A 24,474-nucleotide genomic window follows, 5' to 3' on the forward strand; every position below is an offset into this window, starting at 1 on the left:
AACCGTAAAGCCTTTTGAGGGTATTAGCAAAGTGCGTACCGGAAGGAACAGCTCCTGACAAAAAATGATAAAAGGGAGGCAGCCATGGGAGAGGACCTAAAAGTTGCCATACGGGCAAAGCTTACAGAGCTTTTTCCGGAAGTAACAATATATGAAGAGGATTTACCGGAGGGATACCAAAAACCGGCTTTTCTGGTTACCACAACAAATGCGGTAGCAGGAAGAGGACTGGGGGGCAGAAAGGCCTTTCAGTTATCCTTTGACATTTCCTATTACAGCAATCTGGCAGGACGGATAAATACTGACTGCTATCAAAAGGGGCTGGCGTTATTGGAGGGCTTTCGCCTTACAGGATACCGGCTCAAGGGAAAGAAATCCGCTGCTGCTGAGGGAATACTGCATTTTACCTTTGAAACACAATTTACTGTTACAGAGGAAATCAGTGAAATAAAGATGAAGCAAAAAGAATTATCAACCAATATGAAGGAGGATTAACATGGCAGGAACATGGAATAACCAAAATAAAATATTACCCGGTGCCTATATTAACTTTTTAACCAATGCACCCTTATCTATTACACCGGGGGACAGAGGAACCGTACTTTTATTGCAGGAAATAAGCAAAGGGGCAAAGGGAGAAATCTATACCGTAACCGCAACGGATAATAACTTTCCTAATGGCATTACAAGCCAGGACAGCTTTTTGGCAGGAGAAGTCTTAAAGGGAGCAAATACGGTAAAGGTATATAACCTTGGAACTGCCCATACTAGTGCAGAGGTGGAAGCAGCACTTCTGGCAGCTAAGACCATGGATTTTGATGTGCTTGCTTATCCCTATGACGGAGAAAGCTATGATGCCATTAAGACTGCCATAGCAGCCTGGGTGGCAGCCATGGTAACCAGTGAAGGCAAAGGGATACAGGCAGTACTTGCCAACTTTACCGGTAATTCAGAAAACATCATTAACGTTGCCCATGGTGTGAAATTATCCGACCAGAGCGTCTTAACTCCGGCAAGCACTACCGCCTGGGCAGCAGGAATTACAGCAGGTGCTAAAATCAGCCAGTCCAACACCGGCAGAAAATACAATGGTGCTATCGATGTAGTGCCCCGTATGACCAAAGGTGAAATGGAAAGTGCCATAACGGCAGGAAAGTTCATTTTAAAGGTGGATACGGCGCAGAATGTAACCGCAGTTTATGATATCAATTCCCTTACAACACTGACTCCGGAAAAGGGAAAGGCATTTACCAAGAACCGCGTTGTTCGTACCTTAAATGGTATCAACAATGATATCACAGAGATATTTGAGTCCAATTATGTGGGTACTATGAGCAATAATGAGGGAGGAAGATCCCTTCTGCGTGCCACCTTGATTCAGTATTTTGGAAGGCTGGAAGAGCTTTCCGCTATCAAGAATTTTACCTCCGAGGATGTGGAAGTAAAAGAAGGTACGGAATCGGATGCCGTTGTGATCAATTGCTACATCCAGCCGGTGGACAGCATCGAGAAAATGTACATAACTGTTAGCTTATCATAAAAAAGGAGATGAAAACCATGGAAAATAATTATAAATTAAGATTGGCAGATACGATTTCAGCAAAGGAAGGTACAGCCTTTATCACAATCAACGGTATTAACAGGACACTATTCGAGGTATCCACCTTAAAGGCGCAGATGGATCTGACCGTACAGTCAAGAAAGACCCTTGGCAGCCGTATGACCCAGCACAAGGTAGTAGGTGCAGAAGGAACGGGAAGCATGACCATGTACTTTATGGACTCCGATATGCTGAAGCTGGCAGTAGAATATTTAAGCGGCGGTAAATTCGGAACCATTGATTTGATGGTTACCAATGAAGATCCCCAGTCCAGCATCGGCAGGCAGGAGGTAGTACTGAAAAATGTCCTGTTAAAGACAATCCCTGTTACAAACCTTGATGACCAGTCCGATGACCCTATCACGGTGGATACGGATTTTACCTTTGATGGCATAGATGATCTTAAATACTTCCATAAGCCGGAGGGCTTTACACAATAAAGAATATCCGTATTCCTGCAGGCTGCAGAAAAAAATAGTGCAGCCTGCTAAGGGTAACAGCTATTGCAGCCAAATTAATATAGCATAATCAAATCTTATCATTAATTTTTTAAATAAAAAATAGTCCATAAAAAAAGGAGAACAAATATGAGTTCATTAAAAGCATTTTTAAATCCCGTACAGGTAGAAAATAAGGAAGTTATGGTATCCAACCGTTTTATGGAGGAGGGAAAGGTTATTCCTTTCATTATCCGTCCCATTACCCAGAAGGAAAATGAGCAGCTTATCAAGAAGTACACCAGAAAGGATAAAAAGGGCGTGGAGAATTTTAACCGTACCGAATATGTTCAGGCTCTTACCGCCTGCGCGGTGGTGTTTCCCAATCTGAATGATACCAGGCTTCAGGACAAATACGGTCTTGGAGAAACAGAGGTATTGAAGAACATGCTGTTAGTAGGCGAGTACGCTACCCTGGCTTCGGAAGTGCAGACCCTGAGCGGGCTGGATACGGATATTAATGAGGATATTGAAGAAGTAAAAAACGAATAGCGCAAGGTGATGCTGAATTTAATCTGGCGCACTTTGCACTTCAAAAACTCCATATTCTGCCCTCTGCATTGGATGCCATGAGCCAGAGAGAAAAGGCCTTTGTCTATGCCAGCATTATGGTAAGGGTGGAATCGGAGAAAAGGGAAGCAGACAAAATAAAGATGAAAGGAGGCAGGAGCAGATAATGGCAGAAGCAGCAGATTTTAAATCTATGAAAATATCAATAGATATCTATTCGGAAGCGCTAGAGAAGCTAATGAAAAAGCTGGATACGACGACTGCTAAAATGATAAAAGCCAGTACGAAGTTTGATAATTCGGCAGGTAACATCTTAAAGGCAGGAAAAGCTGCAGACAAAGCCGCAAGCAAGATGCAAAGCTTTGGGAATGCCGCTTCCAAAACGGTGACGGATATGCAAAAGACCGGAAAGTCTCTGGATGATGCATCAAAGAGAATGAAAAAGACTGGTGATGCGGCAGACAGGGCGACCGGGAAGATGAAAAGTGCCGGAAAAACCTTGGATGATACGACAAAGAATATGAAAAAGGCCGGTGATGCCGCTATGAAAGCAACTGGGAATATGCTGCAGACCGGAGACAGTCTAAAGGGAGTGACAGACTCTTTCCAGAGTACCAGCAAGAAGGTGGGAGATGCTGCCAAGAATTTATTGGACGCCGGTAATAAAATAGGAAATGTGAATAAATCTCTGGGAGATACCGAGAAAAAATCTTCTAAGGCAGGAAGTAAGGTAAAAGATTTATTCGACAAATTCAAGAGTCTGAAAGGTGTAACAAAAGCCTTTGATTTAGCAGACAACCTGAGCATGTCCAATTCAAAGCTCAACAAGGTGAATGACGGAAAACGGTCTAATAACGCACTTCATGGAAAAGTAGCAGCTGCAGCAGGCAGCTCACGGAGCACCTATAAGGACATGGCAGGTTATGTGGCAAGCCTTTCCGCCGTGGAAGGCGGTGCCTTTAAGAATAATGACCAGGCAATAGCCTTTGCGGAATTGATGCAAAAGTCAGTTGTAGCCGGCGGAGCGGAGGACCGGGGAGCTGCCATGAATCAGATGATTGGCGGACTGTCAAAGGGAAGTCTGGGAAGCGATGACTTAAAGGCCGCTTCCGGTACCTCACCTCTTGTGATGGAATCCTTAAAAAGTTACACAGGTATGTCCTCGGATGACTTGTATAAGATGGCGGATGATGGAAAACTTACCGCAGATGTAATAAAAAATGCTATGTTTTCTATGAGTAATGATATTAATACACAATTTGGAAATACCAAGATGACCTTCGGAGAAACCTGGGATAAGTTAAAGGAAGGCGCATTGCAGGCAGCTTCCAGCGTTTTGGACAAGCTGAATGAAATTATTTCAAATCCCCAGGTGCAGCAGTTTGTAGATAAGCTGATAGCCGGTATGAGTATGTTAGGAGATGCGGCAGCAAAGGTTTGCGACTTTATCATCGGAAACTGGAACATAATAGGGCCTATTCTGGCATATCTGGTTGGAGTAGTTCTTGCCGTCATGATTATTGATACCATAGCCATGGCAGCAGCGTGGCTGGCAGTCAATTGGCCTATTCTCCTGATTATAGGAGCATTGGCAGCGGTTATTGGCATATTAGCAAGTGTTGGAGTTTCCTTTGAACAGGTATGCGGTGCTATCGGAGGCTTTTTAGGTGTAGTCGTTGCACATGTTTATAATTCCTTTGTGAACATATGGAATGTAGTGGCCGCCTTTATCAATTTCTTTGGCAATGCATTTAACAATCCCATTGCAAGTATTAAAATCCTCTTTCTGGATCTTGCAATTAATGCATTAAGCAATATCACAAGTATTGCAAAAGGATTTTCCTCCTTTATCAATAAGCTGACTGGAAAAAAGATAAATATAGCGGCAGGAATTACAAAGATGACAGACGCGCTCTCCGCTGAAAAGGAAAGTACCAAGGCAGAATCGGGCTATAAAACCTATGCAAAAGAAGCTTCTTATAAAGACTACACCAAGGCTGCTTTAACAGGAGATAAACTCGGTACCAATACCGCAAAGAATATAGAAAATATGGCAAAAGGCTATGATAATACATTGGGTAAAAACATAGTAAAAGACCCAACAAAAAACCCGGCATACGACCCGATGGAAAGCTATAATAAAACATTGGGTAAAAACACAGTAAAAGACCAAACAAAAGACCCAGCATACAACCCGATGGGCAATTTAGGATATCAACCCTTTCAGGGAAGTAAAAACCTTCCGGGTGATCCTTCTTCCCCTCTTAAAGTTGAAGGAACCGGCGCCGGAGGCTCCATGAGTGTGAATATGCCCGATGAGGATAAGGAGTACTTAAAGAATATTGCAGAGCGGGACTACATTGCCAATGTTGCCACCAACTCTCTGGCCCCCAACATATCCGTACAATTCGGAGATGTCCACCAAACGGCAGATGCCAATAAGGTAGCAGGCAGAATTAAAAAGATTTTAAGGGAGCAGATAGCAACGGCAAGTGAGGGGGTATATTAATGTACGCAATATTTTTCGACTATAATGGAACAACCTACAGGCTGCCCACCAACCCGGAAGAAATAAGTGTAACCAATACCCAGGCGGTAGAAAAGTACAATGTACTGAAGCTTGGGCAGATAGTGGTTCCAACCTATATGGAACTGAAGGAATACAGCTTTGAATGCGAATTTCCCCATCTGCAGTACAGCTATGTGACTGTTAAGAAGGAAGAGAGTTTCAAGGATGCAAAGCACTATATGGATGTATTTAGCAAATGGCGGAAACAAAAAGCTCCCATAAGATTCATGGCCGGCAATGTTACAAGAAAAGATACCCTTTATAAAGACAGGATTAATACTCTCGTACTGATTGAGGAAATGTCCATATCGGAAAAAGCAGGAGAGGAAGGGGATAAGTACGTATCCTTTAAGCTTATAGAATACCGGGACTTCAATAAAGCACCTTATTATAAAATAGATCAGAAAACCGGTAAGGCCGTTAAAGGAAAAGGTGATTCTGCAAATCCCAAGAAAAATGGATACCATGTTGTGGTAAAAGGCGATACCCTCTTTGGCCTTTCAAAAAAATACTATGGGGATGGGGCAAAATATACGAAGATTTATGAAGCCAATAAGGATAAGATCAAAAATCCTGCTCTGATTTATCCCGGCTGGAAGCTGGTGATTCCATGATAAGCTTTATTGTAAAAACCGGTGAGCAAATCTATGATATCAGTGAGTTGGTGACCAAGGTATCCTTTCAGGATACGTTAAATGAAGGCTGCAGCAAGCTGGATTTTACCTACTTAAAGAAGGATTTGGATATCAAAAACGGAAGTATTGTACGCTTTACCTATGACAGTGTCGGTATTTTCGAGGGCTTTGTCTTTAAAATCAGCAGAGGACGGAACCAGGAGATCAGTATCACAGCCTATGACCAGCTCCGCTACTGTAAGGCAAAGGATACCCTTTTCTTAAAGAATGATACGGCAGCTACCTTAACCAATAAGATGTGCAACTATTTTCATCTGAAGAAAGGCAGCATAGCGGAAGCAGGCTTTGTCCTTCCAATGGGGGTACAGGAGGATAAGACGTGGCTTGACATTATCTATTCTGCTATCAGTGATACCTTAAAGGCCAAGGGTAAATGGTACGCCCTGCGGGATGAATTCGGAAAGATTACCCTGCGGGAGATAGGGGACCTTGCATTGAATCTGGTACTGGGAGATGCCAGCCTTTGCTATGACTATAAGTATGAAAAATCCATTGATAATGACTTTTATAACATGATAAAGCTGGTCAGGGTAGATGATGAGACAGAAAAAGCCGATGTTACGGTGGTAAAGGATGATAAATCCATCTATTCCTATGGATTCCTGCAATACTTTGAAAAGGTGGATAAGAAATACACCAGTGCAGAGGTAAAGGCAATGGCGGACAGCTTGCTTGGGCTATATAACAGAGAGGCGGAAAGCGTAAGCCTTGAATGCCTTGGAAATACAAAAGTTCGGGCAGGAACTACCTTTAATGCAATTATAAAGGACATTGGCCTTGATAAGCGGCTGATTGTAAAAAGTGTTACCCACCAGTTTCTGCCTCTTCACACCATGAGTCTGGAGGTAATGATATGATACAGGAAATCAAAATAATTATGGAGAATTATCTAAATAATGTAAAGCTTTGTATGCTCCTTACCGGGACGGTAGTGGAGGAAGGAATTCAGATAAGTGACAGGCTGACCCTGCCCCTGGAGCTGGTGCAGGGTAATCTGAAAAAGGGATTAACTCCCGGAAAACAGGTCAGGCTCCTTCGGAACCACGGCGGACAGCAATACTATTTACTGGAGGTGGTGGAAGAATGATACCGGCAAATTCATTTGCAGAGGATATGGTAATTCAGATGGAAGAACAGCAGGACAGAACCTATGGCCTGTATCCGGATAAGATTCAGGGATATTTGACCGGGGCGGATGCCCTGTGGCAGGCAGTCTATAAGCTGTTGAATACGGAAAAGTATGAATATCCCATTTATAGCTTTGACTATGGAATTGCCCTGGAGGACCTGATTGGAAAAGACCCGGATTATGTCATAATCGAAATCGAGCGCAGGATTTCCGAATGCCTTCTCTCTGACGAAAGAATCAGCGAAGTTACGGATTTTGAGTTTGATGAAAAGGGAGACGAACTTAACATCAGCTTTCTGGTAAAAAGCATCTACGGAGACCTGAATGTGACAAAGGAGGTGGCATATTAATGTTTGAAGCAATGACCTATGAAAGCATATTAAATGAAATGCTGAGCCGGGTAGAAAATGATGTGGATAAAAGGGAAGGGAGCATCCTTTACGACGCCCTGGCCCCCTGCGCCTTTGAGCTGGCCCAGACCTATTTTAACATGGATAACTTTATTAACCTGGTATTTGGGGATACTGCCGTTGGAGAATATTTAGACCGTGTGGTATCGGATTATGGAATTACAAGAAAACCGGCCACCAAAGCAGCCAGAAAGATAACTACCAATAAAGAGGTGCCTATTGGCAGCAGATGGGGACTGGAAGCTACCACCTATCAGGTGATGAAAAAGCTTGATGGTACCGGTAACAGCTATGAGGCAGAATGTGAGCAGACAGGTGAAGCAGGGAACCATTACAATGGCACCCTTGTAAATATTGATAACTTAAGCGGTGTTACAGCCAGCCTTACGGATATCATTACAGCCGGAGAGGAAGAGGAAAGTGACGATAACTTAAGAGCCAGATTCTATGCCTTCGTGCAGTCACCCAGTACCAGCGGGAATGCTTATAACTACCGGAAATGGGCCCTTGAGGTTCCGGGAGTGGGAGATGCCAAGGTGTATCCTCTCTGGAATGGCAACGGCACTGTAAAAGTAATGATTGTAGACAGCAATATGTCCATAGATACCGGCCTGGAAGCAAAGGTGTATGAGCATATTGAAACAGTAAGGCCAATTGGTGCTGCTGTTACTATAACAAGCCCGGCCAGTAAGGAAATCACAGTTTCAGCAAAGATAACCCTGGATGGAAGCAGACTGTTAAAAGAAGTAACAGCAGATTTTACAGCAGCCATTGCCGAATATTTAAAGGGGACAATTTTTGAAGCCTATACCATCAGCTACGCCAAAATTGGCAGTCTTCTATTAAGTACTAAGGGAATCTCTGATTATTCTGACCTTTTGCTAAATGGCGGCATGTCAAATGTATCGATTGCAGATACCCAGATGCCGATAGCAGGAGCAATCACCTTATCGGAGGCTGGATAAAAGGGCCAAAAGTAAAATAGAAACCGGTATTTGCGAAAGGAGTTAGGAATTAGATTGAAAAATGTGATGCATTTTTCAAATTTCTAATTAAGCAGTATTGTAATAAGTTTGGAGTATGCATGGGTATTAGTGTGAAAATTAAAAAGCAATTTTTACTTTCTATTTGGGCAGTATCGCAAGTAAACTTGTGAAATGCATGGAGGTTATTATGAATCTGATGGAACACTTACCCCCCTATTACAGGGGGAACAAAACCATGGAAGAGCTTCAGGATATACTTACCGCCAAGGTGGATGAAGCGGCTCTTGAATTGCAGGAAACTGTCAATCAGTGCTTTATCGGGACAGCGGCGGCTCTTCTTAGCAGGTATGAAAAAATCTATGGGCTTACGGTGGATGTTACAAAGAGTAATGGTTTTCGAAGGGAAAGACTGCTTGCGAAGGCCAGGGGGACAGGAACGGTGACGAAAAAGATGCTTGCAGAAACTGCAAGTGCTTATTCTAATGGAGAGGTAGCAGTTATTGAGGATGCCATGAATAACAGCTTTGTGGTTAAATTTGTGGGAACGAAGGGCATCCCGGCAAATATGAGCGATCTAACCTTGACTATTGAAGAAATAAAGCCTGCGCATTTGTCCTTTATTTTTGAATATACCTACAACACATGGAAGGATGTAAGTAATATGACATGGCAGGATGCCAAAGCTTATTCATGGAAAACATTTAGAGAAAGATAAAAGTTATAGAAAGAAATTTTATCAAATATTAAGCATATCAAACCTGAATTTTGATAAGCAGAAAAGAGGTTAATATGGCAGAAAAAACCAGTAATTATAATTTAGAAAAGCAGCAGCTTAATGATTATATTAATATAGAAGGTATCAATGAGAATTTTGATATTATCGATGACCAGATTAAAAATGTGAGCGATAAGGCAGACCAGGCTTTTCAGTCAGCCAGTGATGGTAAAGGCAAAATTAAGACCGCCATTACTGGCATAGACCCAAGCGTAACAATACCTACAGATGCAACCTTTGCCCAGCTTGCTACAGCAATAGGGCAGATTAAGACCGGAGTAGATACAGGGGACGCTACGGCAACAGCGGAACAGATACTTGCAGGCATGACAGCTTATGTAAAGGGTGCAAAAGTAACAGGAACTCTTCCACGCCAGAATGGTAATGGCAAAGGCTACACTAACATGAATGCAAAGAAAGCTAATGCCTGGCCACAAGCAGGTGGTACACGCTTACATTATCCTATTTTACCAGGTGCATATATTGATACTGCTATAACTGACCCTCAGTCAAGGGACACACCTATGGGATATATTGATGATGCAAATTTCATACCGGATAACATACGTTCCGGCAAATCAATATTTGGATTGCAAGGAAAAAGTACGGTGGTAGATACAGAGGACGCAATCCTTGACCCTTATTTTTTACTTACTGGATATTCTGGATATGATGATGGAGTTAAAAAAAATGGTACAATGCCAAACCGTGACAGGGCTTGGAATACTCCAGTTATGACAGTTCCGCAGCAAGGAGTATTATATGTCGTTCCGCCAGATGGTTGGTATGCTGGTAGTACCGATTGGAGTAATCGTGGTGGAGTTAGACTTGGTGATTCCAATTTTGTATCATCAAATATTCTGAACACGGCAAACATATTTGGATTACAAGGAACGGCCATAGCAGGGAAAAGGTGGGCGAGCGGAACACATACTGTTACACTTGGACTGAATAGCCAGTATGAGGGACTAAAAACATTTCATATACTTAGTGGCTATGGTGGTAGTGAACGTACAAAGGACACCAATAAGTATGCATTAATTAGCAATTTAACTTTTACTCCGTCTATAATAGTCCTTACTTGTGGTACACCTGGGTCGTTTGGGTGGTCAATAATAATGTATGTAGCAGCATTTGGACGTTCAATAACACTCTGCTATGATATGGCTGGTAAAAGCCCTTCATACGACCCACTAAATAATGATATATATGCAATTCCAGCTTATGACGGTTATGTTAATTCATCTGGTTTTTGTATCCCGGTAACATATGGCGACGGAACTGTATACACTTGGTGGGCCTATGAATAAGAAAAGAGTAACAAAATGAAAACATTAGTAATTTATGATACAACCGGGGAAAAAATTTCCAAGCACAAGGGAGTGTGCAGTAGCCTTCCGGCATCCCGTTCAATGGAACGCACAGGGGGAGCTTTGTACATTCGATTGGACATTGCAGGGGCTGCAACAACTTGCCTTTGAAACGGAAGCAGTAGTCAGCTTGTCAGTTACCAGCAACAATGGAAGCGGAAATCAACGCAGCCAAACAAAAGAAAATGCCCTTGCAGTCAAAATAGAATTTTAGGATAGCCTATGAGAAAAATTATGTCGGTTATTATTGGATATCAAGGTTTGCAAATGTTAAATAGAGGGTCATATATTTATAAAATCTGTTTAATTGGATTGTAATCAGATACTTTTGATTTGGCAGTTCAGTTAACCTTCTATATATAAATTTGTGGTTTTACTCTCTTTGCTAAGCATTTTCAATATGGTTTTATCCTATAAATGATTATAAGAGAAACGAAGCCACAACAAATAAACTTATGGGGAGGGGTTATGGAATTAGACGAAAAAGTCAACGAGCTGGAAAAAGCTCTAATCAAAATAGACGAACGCTCCAAATCAATCAAAATCCGTTTGGATGAGATGGAAGCGGAAATGAAGGAAAATAACTCCCTTGTTACCGCCATCAAAGAACTAGCCATCGAAACAAAATACATGCGTTCTGATTTAAACGAAACAATCCAGCGTCTGACAAAGCTGGAAGGCCGTGACGCTGATAAATGGGACAGATTCAAATGGCTTTTGGCGGCTGGTACGGTAACAATTATTCTTGGCTTTATAGCCTTGCAGATAGGGCTGAAGTAAGCCGGTGAAAGGAGCAAATAATATGGATTTAACATTTCTACTGCAATATATCAATGTGGTGACCTTGGGGATATGCTTATGCATAGGGTATGCCTTTAAGAACATAAAAACTTTTAACAACCAGTACATACCGGCGGCTATGTTAATCCTTGGAACAGTGATTAACATCCTTGCCAATCTTCCGAACATCAGTGCGGCAGTAATCCTTGGCGGCATGATCAGCGGTCTGGCAAGTACCGGGCTTTATGAAGCTATGAGAAACCTGATAGAAAAAGGACAGTAGGAAGGCGGTATATATCATATGGAAAAGAAAGAATTTATAAAAGCAATTGGAGCTGCTGCCTTAAAATATTACCCTGTCTATCAGATACTGCCAAGCCTTACCATAGCCCAGGCGGTATTGGAATCACGATGGGGAAATTCCGCTTTAGCAAAAGACTGCTGCAATTATTTCGGCATGAAATGGTCAAGCACTTGCGGTACCGCCTGTAAGGAGTATACTACAAGAGAGCAGACAACAGAGGGGGTTCCTTACACCATAAAGGCAAAATTCAGAAAATATCCTAATCTGAAAGAGGGTATCAAAGGTTATTATGAATTCCTTCAGTATCCCAGATACTCCAATCTGAAAGGAATCACGGATTATAAGGAAGCCAGCGAAGCTATCAGAAAAGACGGATGGGCGACGGATATCTGTTACAGCACCAAGTTAATAGAAATCATCCGGACTTATGAACTGTGGAGATACGACTTACAGGTAGTATATGCAAAGGAACCGGAAGAAACCATAACACCGGGTGGGGATTCTTTAGCAATTATCTGGCTTCAGGTAAAGCTTAACCGCTGCTTACAGGGAGTGACCGGTTTCAAGGAATTGACTCTGGACGGAATATACGGAGCAAAAACAAGAGCGGCGTTACTTCTCTATTGGAAGAAGCTTGGCTGGAATAAGGATGGAGCAAATACCGGATGGATAGCTGGAATCGAAACCAAGGCAGCATTGGCGGCAGTATAGACGGTTTTAACAGAGAATGCCCTGAAACAATAGTTAATGCGATTGCTTTAGGGCATTTTTGCACTTTTTTGATTCCATGAAAATATATTATTATGTCCGGAACGAAAGAAAGCTGTAAAGCAGTTCCCTTCGATAACTTTTGTGCCGCTCCAGGCGGGAATGAGAGGGAGTTTAAATATAGATTATTCAGCTGTGTATTTAGAAAAATCAAATCCCAGATTTGATTTTCATGAAAGGAGCCAATATGAAAATAGCAGTAGATGCAGGGCATGGCTATAATACCCCGGGAAAACGCACTCCTCCGGTGCCGACGGACGTAGATTTTAATAAAGACGGTAAGGCCGATGTAAAAAAAGGGGACAGTATCCGGGAGCATGTGGCAGCTGTGGGAGTTGCCTTCAATCTTATCAAAGAATTAAAGCGCTGCGGCTTTGATACCGCCATGACAGGCTTTGATGACGATAATCCCAAGGATGATGGGGATACTCCCTTAACCCAAAGGCAGACAGCCATTAAAAATGCCAAATGTGATTATTCTGTCAGCATACATTACAACGCATATGGTGACGGAACTGCTTTTAACTCCACAGAAGGAGTAAGCATTTATATCCACAACACCAATAGCGGCAAGTCGGAAAAGCTTGCAAAAAGCGTACTAAAATATTTAGTCCAGGGAACCAAACAGACCAACAGGGGAATCAGCAAACAGGCCCTTGCCATGTGCAACTGCAAAGCCCTTGGGACAAAGGCCTCCATTCTGGCGGAGCTTTGCTTTATGACCAATGAAAGGGAAGCCCTGCAAATGATGGGAAGCAGTGCTTACTGGAAGGAATCGGCCCAGGAAATCTGCAAGGGAATCTGCGATTACACCGGAGTAAAATATATTCCCGAGGTTTATACTCCTACAAAGCCCATTACCAGAAAATCATCGGATACAGATATTAAGTGGCTTCAGGGAAAATTGAATTCCGTATTACAGGGGGAGAGCTTTATTCCGCTGGCAGTTGACGGGAATTATGGAAACAGAACAAGAATCGCTGTACTGATTTACTGGGAGAAGCTTGGCTGGAACCAGACAGGAAAAGATACCGGCTTTAGTGCCGGCAGCAATACCATAACAGCACTGTCCAAGGGGAGGACAAAATAAGAGAAAGCCGGCAGAAGTCCTTTAATATCCATTTCTGCCGGCAGAACTGAATTATATAATATGAACAATGAATTGCTGCGGACAGAAAAAGAAAGAGCATAATTTTATGCAAAAATATCATAATTCTATTTAATTTCCTCCATATACAACACAAAAAGCCATGTTAAAAGTTGTAATTTTTAGAAAATAATTGAAATATGCCTAAATTAGTGTTACAATAAATATTATTAATCCGGAGGGTGATAGGCATGTTCAAAAACAGCAGGAATTTACAAAGCCCAATCTTAATACAGAGAATGCTGGACTGGGATTTTGAAAGCGAGTTTATAGGCAGTGATAACAAAGACCAAAATGACATGTACCATAATTACAGGAAGTATTTTACCCAGTTTCGTAATGAGTTTGGCAATGTAAAATCAATATCCGGGCAGTTAGAAGGCGTAGTGGAGGAAATCGTGGATGCCTCCCAAAGTGTCAGACATTCCTCGGAGTACATAGCCCAGGGGGCACAGACTCAGGCAGAAGATGTTGGAAGGTGTATGGGGGTCGCCGACCATTTTTCTGAGAAAATCAATGAGATGGATCAGAAGTCAAAAGAGCTGATCGGACTTGCCTTTGATATGAGCAAGGTAAATGCGGAGGGAAAGGATGCCATTCATAATCTTTCCGTGAATCAGGAAAAGAATGAAAAGGTAATGCAGGAAATCACAGGAGCCATCTACACCTTGTTAAGCAAGACCCAGAACATCACAGAGATTACCAAGGTGCTGTACAGTATTGCTTCTCAGACGAATCTGCTGGCTTTAAATGCGTCCATTGAAGCTGCCAGAGCCGGAGAAGCCGGTAAGGGCTTTGCAGTAGTGGCAGAGGAGGTCCGAAAATTATCGGAAGAAAGCAGACAGGCCAGTGAGGACATCAGCAGGTCCTTAACGGATATCACCGGCCAGCTTGATAACCTGAAGGGGGTAATGGACTCTTCCACCGCGATATTTGGGGAACAGAATCATGCGGTAGGCAAAGTAATCGAATCAGTAGAGCAGGTAAATGGCACTGCCGATGTATTTATAAAGAAGCAGCAGGATTTTGGTGAAGAGGTCGGGCAGCTCACAAAGGAGAAGAATACGTTAATTGAAGCTCTTGGAAGCATAGCCGCTGTAGTAGAAGAGTCTTCTGCTACCACGGAGGAGGTTGCTTCCCTGACCATCAGCCAGAACAGCCTTGCAGATATACTGGTCAAGATGACAAGGGAATTATGCGAAAAGGTAACATTAATTGAACGCAGTTCTGTCATTATAAAGACCTCGGCAATCACTAAAAAGAAGAAAAAGATAGCTCTTATATGGGATTTGGATGATCCTTTCTGGGAACCCGCTGCAAAGGAAGCACAAAAGACCGCAAAGGTGCTTGATATGGATATCGAGATATTTGCTCCGAAGGCCAGAGGCGAACAAGGAACAAAGGAAATGATTGATATCTTAAGGAGAATATCCATAGGCGGATTTGACGGAATAGCAATTTCACCCATAGAGAATGACGATGTCGCAAGGGAATTAAAGACTATTACTGACAAAGGGACAAAGGTAATCTTTATCCAGTCTCCGGTTAAGGGGATTCCTCATGAGTCCATTATCGGCACCAACACCCTGCAATGCGGACGAAGTGCCGGAAAGATCGTAAACCAGCTCTTAAACGGCGCCGGAGAAGTCATTGTTGGAATGTGGACGGACTATAAGCTGGCATCTGTGGAGGAAAGAGCAGAGGGCTTTATGAAGGAGCTGAAGGAAACTTCTAATATCACAGTGCACCAGGTAGGCGTTATGGGTGAGCCCTCGAAGGAAGAGGCAGAGAGGGTCATTACAAAGATGCTGAAGGATTATCCCAATGCGAAGCTGCTCTTCTCCACAAATATAGGCTGGGGTCTGGCCTATGCAAGATATGTGGAAAGCCACAGCTTAGACATGAAGGTGGTAACCATAGACTTTACCAAGGAAGTAGCAGAACATATGAAGAAAGGCAGTATAAAGGCAGCCATTGCCCAAAGGCCCTTCATATGGGGAAGTGTTCCTCTGGAAACCTTCGTAGATGTATTTGCCGGTAAGGAAGTCAAGAAGACGGTTGATACCGGAACCTATGAGGTAAATGCCGGTAACCTCAAGATATTTGAACAAAGAGTATAAGCCGGTCTTTCACCTGAAAGCACGGCACAATAAAATAATATAGCGGAAAGAGAGTCAAAAGTGGGAGCAAAAGCCTGTTTTTGGCTCTTTTGTTTTTGTAAATATCCAGCGACCATATGTTCGCTGCCTTCTCGACTTTGAAATTTTTTTGTGTTATAATGCACTTTAATAAATGGAGATTTATAAAAAAATTAAAGATACTGCAATAGAATCTTAAATAATCCTTCCTTTTATTTCATAGTTTTCCCTGAAAGCCTGTGCTATAATGTAAAAGGATACTATTATACATTATTTATGCCAGCTGCGTAAACGGCTTGCCAAATGGGAGCATTAGCTATATTTATATAGTACCGCAGGCAGGTTCGTATAATGCGTGAAGGATGATAATTTTCAACGATGCAGAGATGGAAATGAGGTTCCTATGAAATTCATACATATAGCAGACGTGCATCTAGGTGCCAAACCCGACAGAGGATTTTCCTGGTCTGAGCAGAGAGGAAAGGATATCTGGGACAGTTTTACTCATATAGCTGAGATTTGTGAAAGCGAAGGGATAGACCTGCTGTTGATTGCAGGAGATTTATTTCATAAGCAGCCTCTTCTCAGAGAGCTTAAGGAAGCAGCTTATACCTTGGGGAGACTTTCCAGGACTCAGGTGGTTCTAATGGCCGGGAATCATGATTATATCAGCGAACGCTCACCCTATACAAGCTTTTCCTGGCCGGATAATGTTCATATGCTGGCTGACCGTGACATGGACAGCATATACTTTGAAAATATTAATACCGAAATTTATGGCTTCAGCTACCATGCAAGGGAGATAAAGGAGCCTCTTTATGATAAGATAACCCCGGGCTGTGCAGAGAGAATCAACATACTGCTTGCCCACGGCGGAACTGCCGATAACATTCCCATTGATAAAAATGCTCTGCTCCGCTCGGACTTTGACTACATTGCCCTGGGGCATATCCATAAGCCGGAGTATCTGGCAGAGCGGATAGCCTATTGCGGTTCCCTGGAGCCAATGGACAAGAACGAGACAGGGGAGAGGGGCTATATAAAAGGGGAAATTATAAAAGAAGAAGAGAAGAGCAAGCTGCATTCGGAATTCATTCCCCATGCAAGGTGCCAGTATAAAAGGATAGCAATGGCAGTTCATCCGGGCATGACAAATGGAGAAATCCGCGATAGCATCAGGGAGATCATGAAAAGTCAGGGTGAGAACCATATTTACCAATTCAGCCTTACCGGAAAGCGGGCAAGGGATATGGTATTTGACATAGAGGGCTTTCTTGGCCTTGGAAATATTCTGGAGGCAGCAGATAATACACTGCCGGATTATGATTTTATAGCCTTAAAGGAAGAAAATGAAGATAATATCATCGGTCTTTATATAAAGGCCATTGAAGAGGGAGAGTTTTCCAGAGAATTTGGGGAAAAAGCCTTATATTATGGTATGGAAGCCCTTCTGGAGGCTAAGAATTACAAATAAGGAGAGAGACAGTTGCAGTTTAGGGAGCTTAAAATTACGGATTTCGGAAAATTTCATCAAAAGAATATTTTCTTAAAAGAGGGTATCAACCTGATCTATGGGGAAAATGAAGCCGGCAAATCCACGGTTCATGCCTTTATCAGAGGGATGCTCTTTGGCATAGAAAAGCCAAGGGGAAGAGTTTCAAAGGAAGATATCTATACCAGATACCAGCCTTGGGACAGCCCTTCTTCCTACAGGGGAAGTCTGGATTTTACATCGGAGGGAAAGAATTACCGGATTATCCGCAACCTTGAGAAAAACCAGAAAAGCATGAGTCTTCTTGATCTGGAAACCGGAAGAGAGCTGGGAAATGATAACGGAAGGATAAAGGAGCTTTTAGGCGGGCTTACGGAATCCGGTTATGTGAATACTGTCAGCATAGAACAGCAGAAAATCAGAACAGGCCCGGAGCTTGCAGGCGAAGTCAGAAATTATATTACCAATCTGTCCTTAGCCAAAAGCAATGAGGTAGATGTAAACAAAGCCCTTGCTTTTTTACAGGGAAAGAAAAAAGAACTGGAGAGCAGGAGACCCCAGCAGGAATTAAAAGAAACAAAAGAGCTGATCGAAAAAGGAAAAATCCTGGAGCAGCGTGCAGATGACCTTATGAATCAGCTTAACCGGGTAACCCGTGACCTTTCCCTTGCAGAAGAGAGGGTAAACAGCCAAAGGGCAGAGGGCGCAGAGAAGGAGAATTCCTTTGATTATGAAGAAGCACTGCTCCAGTATCCTCTCATACAGGATAAGTTTAAATACTATGAGGGCAGAAAGAGACAAAAGGAAGAGCTTAGAGGGAAAATTGAGACACTGGAAGAGGAAATAGCAGCAGGCAAATATCCAAAGAGCGGTGAGCTTAAGAAGGATATGGAGGCTTTAAGGGAAACAGAGAAGGAAAAGGCAGGAATTGAGGAAGAACGGGAAGCATTTCTTTTAGAGGCTTCCCAAAATAAGAAGAGAAGAACAGGCAGAGCTTTCACAGCCACAGTCCTTTTCCTTTTAGGAGCATTGGTAATGCTTTTAATCGGCTTTACCAGCCACAGTAAGGTCTGGCTGGCAGCCCTTCCCCTTGCTCTTGCTGCTGCGGCAGTAATAGGAAAGCTTAATGCTGATACAAAAAGGGCAGCAAAAGAATATGAAGAGAGACTGAAAGGTCTTGACAGTATCAATCAGCACAATCGGAAAAAAAGAGAAGGAACTCTTGAGAAATACCATGTCAGAAATGAAGAAGAGCTTACGGCCCTTTATGAAGCTTCTATAAAGGCAGAAATGCAGAATGATTTTAAAAAAGTGCAAATCCGGGAATACATAGGGCAGGAGGAGCAATTGGAAGAATTGGTGGCGGCAGGGAAGGAAGAGCTGATATCCTATCTGATGCTGGCAGCCAAGGAGAAAGAGAGGCTGCTTTTAAAGGAGTATGAGCCGGAAGAAAGGGACCTATTAAAAGTAAGGACCTTTTTGGAAGGCAGAAAAAAGGAACAGCAAAGAGCAGAAGAGGAGATTTTTAAAGAAAGGGACAGGCTAAGCCTTCTGGCGGAGAAAATCAAGTGGGAGCTCAATTCCCTGTCAGAAAATGAAGAAGAGTTATTATTTTACCAGGAGAAGGAGAGAAAGCTCTTAGAAAAAGAAGAGGAGCTTAAAATAGAGTTAGAGGCTGTTGCAACGGCCATGGAAACCATTAAGAGTCTTTCTCAGAAAATACATGATTCCTTTGGAGCAGTGCTGAATCAAAAGGTATCCGGTCTGGTATCGGAACTTACCGGCGGCAGCTACAGTAATATAAGGATAGATGAAAATCTGGAAATGAAGGCAGAGATAGGGGAGGAATACCGGGTATGGGACAGATTAAGTACCGGAACCATGGATCAGTTATTATTTGCTCTGCGGCTCAGTGTTTCCGATATCCTCTATGACAGGGAACTTCCTCTTCTTCTTGATGATTGCTTTGCCTATTATGATGACAGGAGAACAAGGGCGGCCTTATCCTATCTTACAGGATGCAGCAGGCAGATTCTTATCTTTACCTGCCATGAAAGGGAGAGGGAAATATTAAAGGAGCTAAATATTTCATATAACTACGTAGACTTAGGAGAAGCTTGATTCTCCGCAAATCATACTATCTGCATAAGCCTGAATTCAATCCATAAAAAGCTTGTGCAGCTATCCGTTTTATATCAACGGCGTAAAGAGGCAGATATGGAAAATAATAAAAGTAGTTCGCAAAATAACAGCACTAGAAACAGCAATACAAGGGGTACAAACAGGAGCACAGGCAGCGGTAGCAGCAGAAATGCGGGCAGCAGCTCAGGGAATAATGGATACCGAAACGGTACGGGAAGTGGTACAGGAAGCACCCCTAAAAAGGACAACAAAAATATGACAGCAAGTAATAAACATAAGAAGAAAAAGAATAAGCGTTTAAGACAAAAGGTCAGGCTGACTGTCCTGGCAATATTTTTGGTATTCTCCCTGTTATTTCTGGCAGGCTGCCTGTTTTTTGATTATAAGTACGGGGATGCCTTTGTTAAATATCAAAATGATGCCAATCAGTTAGTTGGTGATTCCACTCCTGAGACCTTCAGGCAAATGGAAACCAGTCTGGTCTATGACAGCAACAAGAAGCTGCTGTCTGTTTTAAAGGGAGAGAAGGATGTCTATTACCTGAGCTATGATAATATTCCCCAAAGTGCGGTGCAGGCAATGATATCCATTGAAGATAAGAAGTTTTTAGAGCACGGCGGAGTGGATTTATCAGCCAATATCCGTGCATTTGTGGCACTGGTTAAGCATAGGGGAGAAATTACCCAGGGCGCCAGCACCATCACCCAGCAGCTTGCAAGAAATATCTTTTTATCCAATGAGGTAAGCTATGAAAGAAAGCTGAAAGAAATCTTTCTTGCAGTGGATTTAGAGAAAAAATACAGCAAGAGGGAGATAATGGAGTTTTATTTAAACAACATTTATTTTGCCAATGGATACTACGGAATACAGGCAGCCAGCAAGGGCTACTTTAGCAAGGATGTGAATAAGCTAAGCCTGTCGCAGATTGCTTATTTATGCGCAATCCCCAACAATCCCACCATATATGATCCCCTTGACTATCCGGCAAATACCTTAAAGAGAAGGGATCGTATCCTGTATCAGATGTATAAGGACGGCAAAATCAGCGAGGCGGAATATGACCAGGCTGTAGCAGAAAAGATTAAGCTTAAGACCAAGAAGCCCAGCCGCAATAACTATGTGGAAACCTATATTTTCTATTGCGCTACAAGAGCTTTAATGGAGCAGCAGGGTTTTGTATTTAAGAATCAATTTAAATCCGATGGGGATAAAAAGGAATATGATAAGGAATACAAGGAGGCCTATAACAAATGCCAGAAATCCTTATATTACGGAGGCTACCGTATTTACACCTCCATTGACATGAAAAAGCAGGAGCAGCTGCAAAAGTCAGTGGATGACACTCTGGCCAACTTTACCGAAAAGACGAAGGATGGAATTTATAAATTCCAGGGAGCGGCAGTATCCATAGACAATAAAACCGGAAGAGTAATTGCTATTGTAGGCGGCAGGTACCAGAATACAGGAGGCCTTACCTTAAACCGGGCTTACCAAAGCTTCCGCCAGCCCGGCAGTTCCATCAAACCGCTGATCGTATACACTCCGTCCTTTGAAAATGGCTATTATCCTGATAATGTGGTAAATGACCATAAATTTGAGGGAGGGCCCTCCAATTCTGATGGTGTTTACCTTGGAAAGATTCCCTTAAGGACAGCGGTGGAAAAATCCAAGAATACCGTTGCCTGGCAGCTGTATGAGGAGCTGACGCCTAAAGTTGGATTATCCTACCTTTTGAATATGAACTTCAACAGAATAGATAAGAATGATTACTATCCCGCAACCTCCCTTGGTGGTTTTACATACGGTGTAAGCCCCTTGGAGATGACCTCCGGCTATGCCGCCCTTGAAAATGACGGCGTATTCAGAAAACCGACCTGTATTGTTTCCATAAAGGATTCGGAGGGAAATGTGATAGTGGACGGCAAAATGGCGAAGAAGCAGGTCTACAGCCAAAATGCAGCCCGTATGATGACGGATGTACTGACAGGCGTTATTAAAAATGGTACCGGACGGGGACTTGGCCTTGATAATATGATATCCGCCGGAAAGACGGGTACTACCAATGACAAAAAGGACGGATGGTTTGTCGGATATACCCCTTATTATACCACCGGTGTCTGGGTAGGCTATGACAGCCCGAAAACCAGCAATCAATTAGCCGGTGCCACTTACCCCGGAAACATCTGGAAGACCTATATGAATGAGATCAATAAAGGCCTTGAAAATATCCCCTTCTCTTCCTATACCGATACCAGATCGGACGAGGAGAAAGCAAAGGATCAGGGTATTACCCCGACACCTACCGAAACACCTACTCCCACACCTACCGAGACACCTACACCTACCCCGACAGATACTGTAACAGAAGAGCCCACAGAGCCGGGGGATGGAGGAACCGATATCACAGAAACTCCCACAGAGCCTGAAAACCCAGATAACGGAGAAAACCCGGATAATCCGGATAACGGAACGGACCCCGGAGGTGACGGTACCAATAACGGAAGCGGAGATGGCCAGGGGACGGATAATGGAGTAAATGGTGATAATGGCGGCGGTGATATTTCCACACCATAGACCTTTAAATATAACCAAAAAATAATACAGACAAATTTAAATATTCCTATTGACTCTCCTGTAACAGCAGGGTTTACAGTTATTTCATTGGGGCCCCAATACAATATGTGTGAAAAAGTCACTTTCACACTAGGCTATTTATTTCGCAAAGGGTGTAAGCATGTTTAAAATCGGTGAATTTGCAAAATTAAACAGAATAACCATAAGTACCTTAAGACATTATGATGCCATGAACCTTATTAAGCCCGTAAAGACGGATGAACTGACAGGGTACCGTTACTATTCGGCAGAGCAGATGCCGCTTCTTAGCCGTATTCTCCGGTTAAAGGAGATGGGCTTTTCCCTGGAGGAAATTACTCTTATTATAAAGGGAAATACGGGTAAGGATGCCTTGATGGAGCTTCTTTGCTTAAAGCAGACGGAAGTACAGGATGCCATAAGCAGGGAAGAAGAACGGCTTAACAGTCTTAAGGACTATATGAGTTATCTGAATCAGGAGGGCAAAGCAATGGAATATGATGTTCTTTTAAAGAAAACAGATAACATAAAGGTGGCGGGACTCAGGGACCTCATTCCTGAATATACGGCACAGGGACCTTTGTGGGAGGAATTGGGAGACTATATTAATAAAAACCACGGGAAGATGGTGCCGCCCTGTATGGTAATCTATTATGACAGTAAAGAGCTTCTGAATGCAGTAGATGCTGAGGTGCTGGAAGGTATAACAGGAGAGCTGAAGGGAAGTGACCGGGTAAATGTCAGGTATTTAGAGCCTGTACAGGCTGCCTGTGTGGTCCATAAGGGGCCATACAGCGCATTGAGCCATGCCTATGAGGCACTTTCTGCCTGGATAGAAGAGAAGGGCTATGAAATAGCAGGTCCCCAAAGGGAACTTTACCTGAAGGGAGAATGGGATTCGGAAAGTCAAGAGGATTATATTACGGAACTTCAGATTCCAGTAGAAAAGAAAAAACTTCCGTAATAGTCAAAAAATTAAAAAAAGCAATTTTCACACAAATGCCTGGGAAATCCTCGGCCCAATCTTACGGCGTGCCTGGAAGGCGTTGCGGTTAGAATGAAAAAAATAAGGGTAAGCAGCCACAGGATGGATGCTTACCCTTTATCTTTTGTCAATTTTATCATTTGTTGTTTATCTTACTATCTTTTGTATAACTATTATATCGGTAGTTAAATGAAGAAACATAACGGTTTTTGTCAAAAAAAATTATTTTATAAAAATTTTTAACTTATCCTAAAACTTAGTTTAAAAAAATCACCTTAAAAACTTATTTCTTAACCTTAGCCAGAATGTTCTGGATTCTTTCTGTAGGACTTAAAAGCTTACTGATAGAAGAATCATGGTTTAAGGTATCAATTAAAAGAGCGATGTATTTACTCATATCTACATTGATATAGTAAGGCTTTGATAACAGCTCCTCTGTCTGGTAAACCAGGTTGGTGGTAAGTACTCTGTAGATTAAGCCCTGCTCATAAGCTTCATCAAATTTGGAAAGTCCGTTGGTAAATAATCCGAAGGTGGAGGCAACAAAGATTCTGCCGGCCTTTCTTCTCTTTAATTCCTTTGCCACATCAATCATGCTCTCACCGGAGGAAATCATATCGTCAATGATAAGCATATCCTTGCCTTCGATATCGGAGCCTAAGAATTCATGGGCAACAATGGGATTACGGCCGTTCACGACGGTGGTGTAATCACGGCGTTTATAGAACATGCCCAGGTCTACACCGAGTACGTTGGCGAAATAGATAGCACGGTTCATACCGCCTTCATCGGGGCTGATTACCATCATGTTATCACAGCTTATCTTCAGGTCCGGAACATGGTTCACAAGGGCCTTGATGAACTGGTAAGTAGGCTGAACGGTTTCAAAGCTCTTTAAAGGAATGGCATTTTGCACACGGGGGTCATGGGCATCAAAGGTAATAATGCTCTCCACTCCCATATTGGTCAGTTCCTGTAAAGCCAGAGCGCAGTCAAGGGATTCTCTGGAGCTTCTTCTATGCTGTCTGCTTTCATAAAGAAAAGGCATAATAACGGTAATTCTTCTTGCCTTTCCGCCTACTGCCGCAATAATTCTCTTTAAATCCTGATAGTGGTCATCGGGTGACATATGATTGGTATGTCCGCATACCGTGTAAGTTAAACTGTAGTTACAAACGTCCAGAAGCAGGTAAAGGTCGGAACCACGAACGGATTCTTTGATGACACCCTTTGCTTCACCGGTACCAAATCTTGGGCAGTGAGCATCAATAAGGTAGGAATCACGCTGATATCCTGCAAAAGCAATGGTGGAAGTGTGCTCACTTTCTCTCGCTTTACGCCAGTCTACAATGTAGTCATTTACCTTTTGACCGAGAGATTTACTGCTTTCCAAAGCAATCATCCCCAAGGTACCGACGGGAATTGTTTCTAGTATTTTTTCTTGCTGCGGCATTTCGTTTGACCTCCAATTAATTTTAGGGAGTTGATAAGAGTATCTTAAACCCCGTTGTTTAGGATAGATAGAAAATATGTTACTATACAGTAAACCCCAGAAATTCGTAGAATTTCGAGTTATTCAGCACTC

23 protein-coding genes are annotated in these 24,474 nt (G+C 42.7%); 22 read left to right on the plus strand and 1 reads right to left on the minus strand.

The window, feature by feature from the left end:
* Positions 1-84 precede the first annotated feature (84 nt).
* The 22 genes from BUB77_RS12120 to BUB77_RS12230 all read left to right on the plus strand — a co-directional run bounded on the left by BUB77_RS12120 (position 85) and on the right by BUB77_RS12230 (position 22,868).
* Entirely contained in the window at positions 85-495 is a 411-nt protein-coding gene (locus BUB77_RS12120) for a phage tail terminator family protein (RefSeq protein WP_073276179.1), read from the plus strand.
* Between the two features lies 1 nt (position 496).
* The gene (locus tag BUB77_RS12125; protein ID WP_073276181.1) at positions 497-1,540 is read left to right on the plus strand and encodes a phage tail sheath C-terminal domain-containing protein; all 1,044 of its coding nucleotides are present in this window, start codon (positions 497-499) and stop codon (positions 1,538-1,540) included.
* Positions 1,541-1,557: 17 nt separating this feature from the next.
* Positions 1,558-2,040, plus strand: coding sequence for a phage tail tube protein (locus BUB77_RS12130; RefSeq protein ID WP_073276183.1), 483 nt, complete (start codon positions 1,558-1,560; stop codon positions 2,038-2,040).
* Positions 2,041-2,187: 147 nt separating this feature from the next.
* On the plus strand, positions 2,188-2,589 hold the full coding sequence (locus tag BUB77_RS12135; protein WP_073276184.1) for a phage tail assembly chaperone: 402 nt from the start codon (positions 2,188-2,190) through the stop codon (positions 2,587-2,589).
* Between the two features lie 184 nt (positions 2,590-2,773).
* Complete coding sequence (locus BUB77_RS12145) at positions 2,774-5,116, plus strand: tape measure protein (RefSeq protein ID WP_073276188.1); 2,343 nt, start codon at positions 2,774-2,776, stop codon at positions 5,114-5,116.
* Positions 5,116-5,790: a LysM peptidoglycan-binding domain-containing protein gene (locus BUB77_RS12150; protein WP_073276189.1), complete on the plus strand. Its 675-nt coding sequence runs from the start codon at positions 5,116-5,118 to the stop codon at positions 5,788-5,790. Before BUB77_RS12145 ends, BUB77_RS12150 begins: the two co-directional genes overlap by 1 nt.
* Entirely contained in the window at positions 5,787-6,728 is a 942-nt protein-coding gene (locus tag BUB77_RS12155; RefSeq protein ID WP_073276190.1) for an XkdQ/YqbQ family protein, read from the plus strand. Before BUB77_RS12150 ends, BUB77_RS12155 begins: the two co-directional genes overlap by 4 nt.
* Positions 6,725-6,958, plus strand: a complete 234-nt coding sequence (locus BUB77_RS12160; RefSeq protein WP_073276192.1) for a DNA helicase — start codon at positions 6,725-6,727, stop codon at positions 6,956-6,958. Before BUB77_RS12155 ends, BUB77_RS12160 begins: the two co-directional genes overlap by 4 nt.
* Positions 6,955-7,350: a DUF2634 domain-containing protein gene (locus BUB77_RS12165; protein WP_073276194.1), complete on the plus strand. Its 396-nt coding sequence runs from the start codon at positions 6,955-6,957 to the stop codon at positions 7,348-7,350. The genes BUB77_RS12160 and BUB77_RS12165 overlap by 4 nt, the downstream gene beginning before the upstream one ends.
* The gene (locus tag BUB77_RS12170) at positions 7,350-8,375 is read left to right on the plus strand and encodes a baseplate J/gp47 family protein (protein WP_073276196.1); all 1,026 of its coding nucleotides are present in this window, start codon (positions 7,350-7,352) and stop codon (positions 8,373-8,375) included. The genes BUB77_RS12165 and BUB77_RS12170 overlap by 1 nt, the downstream gene beginning before the upstream one ends.
* A 208-nt stretch (positions 8,376-8,583) precedes the next feature.
* A complete protein-coding gene (locus tag BUB77_RS12175; protein ID WP_073276198.1) occupies positions 8,584-9,111 on the plus strand; it encodes a putative phage tail protein in 528 nt (175 codons plus the stop codon).
* Between the two features lie 74 nt (positions 9,112-9,185).
* Entirely contained in the window at positions 9,186-10,481 is a 1,296-nt protein-coding gene (locus tag BUB77_RS12180; protein ID WP_073276200.1) for a hypothetical protein, read from the plus strand.
* A gap of 34 nt (positions 10,482-10,515) precedes the next feature.
* Positions 10,516-10,755: a hypothetical protein gene (locus tag BUB77_RS29910; protein ID WP_073276202.1), complete on the plus strand. Its 240-nt coding sequence runs from the start codon at positions 10,516-10,518 to the stop codon at positions 10,753-10,755.
* A gap of 254 nt (positions 10,756-11,009) precedes the next feature.
* Positions 11,010-11,321: a hypothetical protein gene (locus tag BUB77_RS12190; RefSeq protein ID WP_073276204.1), complete on the plus strand. Its 312-nt coding sequence runs from the start codon at positions 11,010-11,012 to the stop codon at positions 11,319-11,321.
* Between the two features lie 22 nt (positions 11,322-11,343).
* On the plus strand, positions 11,344-11,604 hold the full coding sequence (locus tag BUB77_RS12195) for a phage holin family protein (RefSeq protein WP_073276206.1): 261 nt from the start codon (positions 11,344-11,346) through the stop codon (positions 11,602-11,604).
* Between the two features lie 18 nt (positions 11,605-11,622).
* Complete coding sequence (locus tag BUB77_RS12200; RefSeq protein ID WP_073276208.1) at positions 11,623-12,336, plus strand: glucosaminidase domain-containing protein; 714 nt, start codon at positions 11,623-11,625, stop codon at positions 12,334-12,336.
* Between the two features lie 244 nt (positions 12,337-12,580).
* Positions 12,581-13,483: an N-acetylmuramoyl-L-alanine amidase gene (locus tag BUB77_RS12205; protein ID WP_073276210.1), complete on the plus strand. Its 903-nt coding sequence runs from the start codon at positions 12,581-12,583 to the stop codon at positions 13,481-13,483.
* Positions 13,484-13,731: 248 nt separating this feature from the next.
* A complete protein-coding gene (locus BUB77_RS12210; RefSeq protein WP_073276212.1) occupies positions 13,732-15,660 on the plus strand; it encodes a methyl-accepting chemotaxis protein in 1,929 nt (642 codons plus the stop codon).
* Positions 15,661-16,081: 421 nt separating this feature from the next.
* On the plus strand, positions 16,082-17,152 hold the full coding sequence (locus tag BUB77_RS12215; RefSeq protein WP_073276214.1) for a metallophosphoesterase family protein: 1,071 nt from the start codon (positions 16,082-16,084) through the stop codon (positions 17,150-17,152).
* A gap of 12 nt (positions 17,153-17,164) precedes the next feature.
* The gene (locus BUB77_RS12220; protein ID WP_073276216.1) at positions 17,165-19,291 is read left to right on the plus strand and encodes an ATP-binding protein; all 2,127 of its coding nucleotides are present in this window, start codon (positions 17,165-17,167) and stop codon (positions 19,289-19,291) included.
* 96 nt (positions 19,292-19,387) lie between these two features.
* Complete coding sequence (locus BUB77_RS12225) at positions 19,388-21,886, plus strand: transglycosylase domain-containing protein (RefSeq protein WP_073276218.1); 2,499 nt, start codon at positions 19,388-19,390, stop codon at positions 21,884-21,886.
* Positions 21,887-22,046: 160 nt separating this feature from the next.
* A complete protein-coding gene (locus BUB77_RS12230) occupies positions 22,047-22,868 on the plus strand; it encodes a MerR family transcriptional regulator (RefSeq protein WP_073276220.1) in 822 nt (273 codons plus the stop codon).
* Between the two features lie 304 nt (positions 22,869-23,172).
* On the opposite strand, the gene BUB77_RS12235 is transcribed toward BUB77_RS12230, so the two are convergent.
* Positions 23,173-24,342, minus strand: a complete 1,170-nt coding sequence (locus BUB77_RS12235) for a ribose-phosphate pyrophosphokinase (protein ID WP_073276222.1) — start codon at positions 24,340-24,342, stop codon at positions 23,173-23,175.
* Positions 24,343-24,474: the final 132 nt, after the last annotated feature.

Source organism: Anaerocolumna jejuensis DSM 15929, assembly GCF_900142215.1.
GTDB classification, from domain to species: Bacteria; Bacillota; Clostridia; order Lachnospirales; family Lachnospiraceae; genus Anaerocolumna; species Anaerocolumna jejuensis.

Excerpts from the sequence above, each read along its gene's own strand:
- BUB77_RS12120 (WP_073276179.1), top strand. The coding sequence starts at position 85 with ATGGGAGAGGACCTAAAAGTTGCCATACGGGCAAAGCTTACAGAGCTT.
- BUB77_RS12125 (WP_073276181.1), top strand. The coding sequence starts at position 497 with ATGGCAGGAACATGGAATAACCAAAATAAAATATTACCCGGTGCCTAT.
- BUB77_RS12130 (WP_073276183.1), top strand. The coding sequence starts at position 1,558 with ATGGAAAATAATTATAAATTAAGATTGGCAGATACGATTTCAGCAAAG.
- BUB77_RS12135 (WP_073276184.1), top strand. The coding sequence starts at position 2,188 with ATGAGTTCATTAAAAGCATTTTTAAATCCCGTACAGGTAGAAAATAAG.
- BUB77_RS12145 (WP_073276188.1), top strand. The coding sequence starts at position 2,774 with ATGGCAGAAGCAGCAGATTTTAAATCTATGAAAATATCAATAGATATC.
- BUB77_RS12150 (WP_073276189.1), top strand. The coding sequence starts at position 5,116 with ATGTACGCAATATTTTTCGACTATAATGGAACAACCTACAGGCTGCCC.
- BUB77_RS12155 (WP_073276190.1), top strand. The coding sequence starts at position 5,787 with ATGATAAGCTTTATTGTAAAAACCGGTGAGCAAATCTATGATATCAGT.
- BUB77_RS12160 (WP_073276192.1), top strand. The coding sequence starts at position 6,725 with ATGATACAGGAAATCAAAATAATTATGGAGAATTATCTAAATAATGTA.
- BUB77_RS12165 (WP_073276194.1), top strand. The coding sequence starts at position 6,955 with ATGATACCGGCAAATTCATTTGCAGAGGATATGGTAATTCAGATGGAA.
- BUB77_RS12170 (WP_073276196.1), top strand. The coding sequence starts at position 7,350 with ATGTTTGAAGCAATGACCTATGAAAGCATATTAAATGAAATGCTGAGC.
- BUB77_RS12175 (WP_073276198.1), top strand. The coding sequence starts at position 8,584 with ATGAATCTGATGGAACACTTACCCCCCTATTACAGGGGGAACAAAACC.
- BUB77_RS12180 (WP_073276200.1), top strand. The coding sequence starts at position 9,186 with ATGGCAGAAAAAACCAGTAATTATAATTTAGAAAAGCAGCAGCTTAAT.
- BUB77_RS29910 (WP_073276202.1), top strand. The coding sequence starts at position 10,516 with ATGATACAACCGGGGAAAAAATTTCCAAGCACAAGGGAGTGTGCAGTA.
- BUB77_RS12190 (WP_073276204.1), top strand. The coding sequence starts at position 11,010 with ATGGAATTAGACGAAAAAGTCAACGAGCTGGAAAAAGCTCTAATCAAA.
- BUB77_RS12195 (WP_073276206.1), top strand. The coding sequence starts at position 11,344 with ATGGATTTAACATTTCTACTGCAATATATCAATGTGGTGACCTTGGGG.
- BUB77_RS12200 (WP_073276208.1), top strand. The coding sequence starts at position 11,623 with ATGGAAAAGAAAGAATTTATAAAAGCAATTGGAGCTGCTGCCTTAAAA.
- BUB77_RS12205 (WP_073276210.1), top strand. The coding sequence starts at position 12,581 with ATGAAAATAGCAGTAGATGCAGGGCATGGCTATAATACCCCGGGAAAA.
- BUB77_RS12210 (WP_073276212.1), top strand. The coding sequence starts at position 13,732 with ATGTTCAAAAACAGCAGGAATTTACAAAGCCCAATCTTAATACAGAGA.
- BUB77_RS12215 (WP_073276214.1), top strand. The coding sequence starts at position 16,082 with ATGAAATTCATACATATAGCAGACGTGCATCTAGGTGCCAAACCCGAC.
- BUB77_RS12225 (WP_073276218.1), top strand. The coding sequence starts at position 19,388 with ATGGAAAATAATAAAAGTAGTTCGCAAAATAACAGCACTAGAAACAGC.
- BUB77_RS12230 (WP_073276220.1), top strand. The coding sequence starts at position 22,047 with ATGTTTAAAATCGGTGAATTTGCAAAATTAAACAGAATAACCATAAGT.
- BUB77_RS12235 (WP_073276222.1), bottom strand. The coding sequence starts at position 24,342 with ATGCCGCAGCAAGAAAAAATACTAGAAACAATTCCCGTCGGTACCTTG.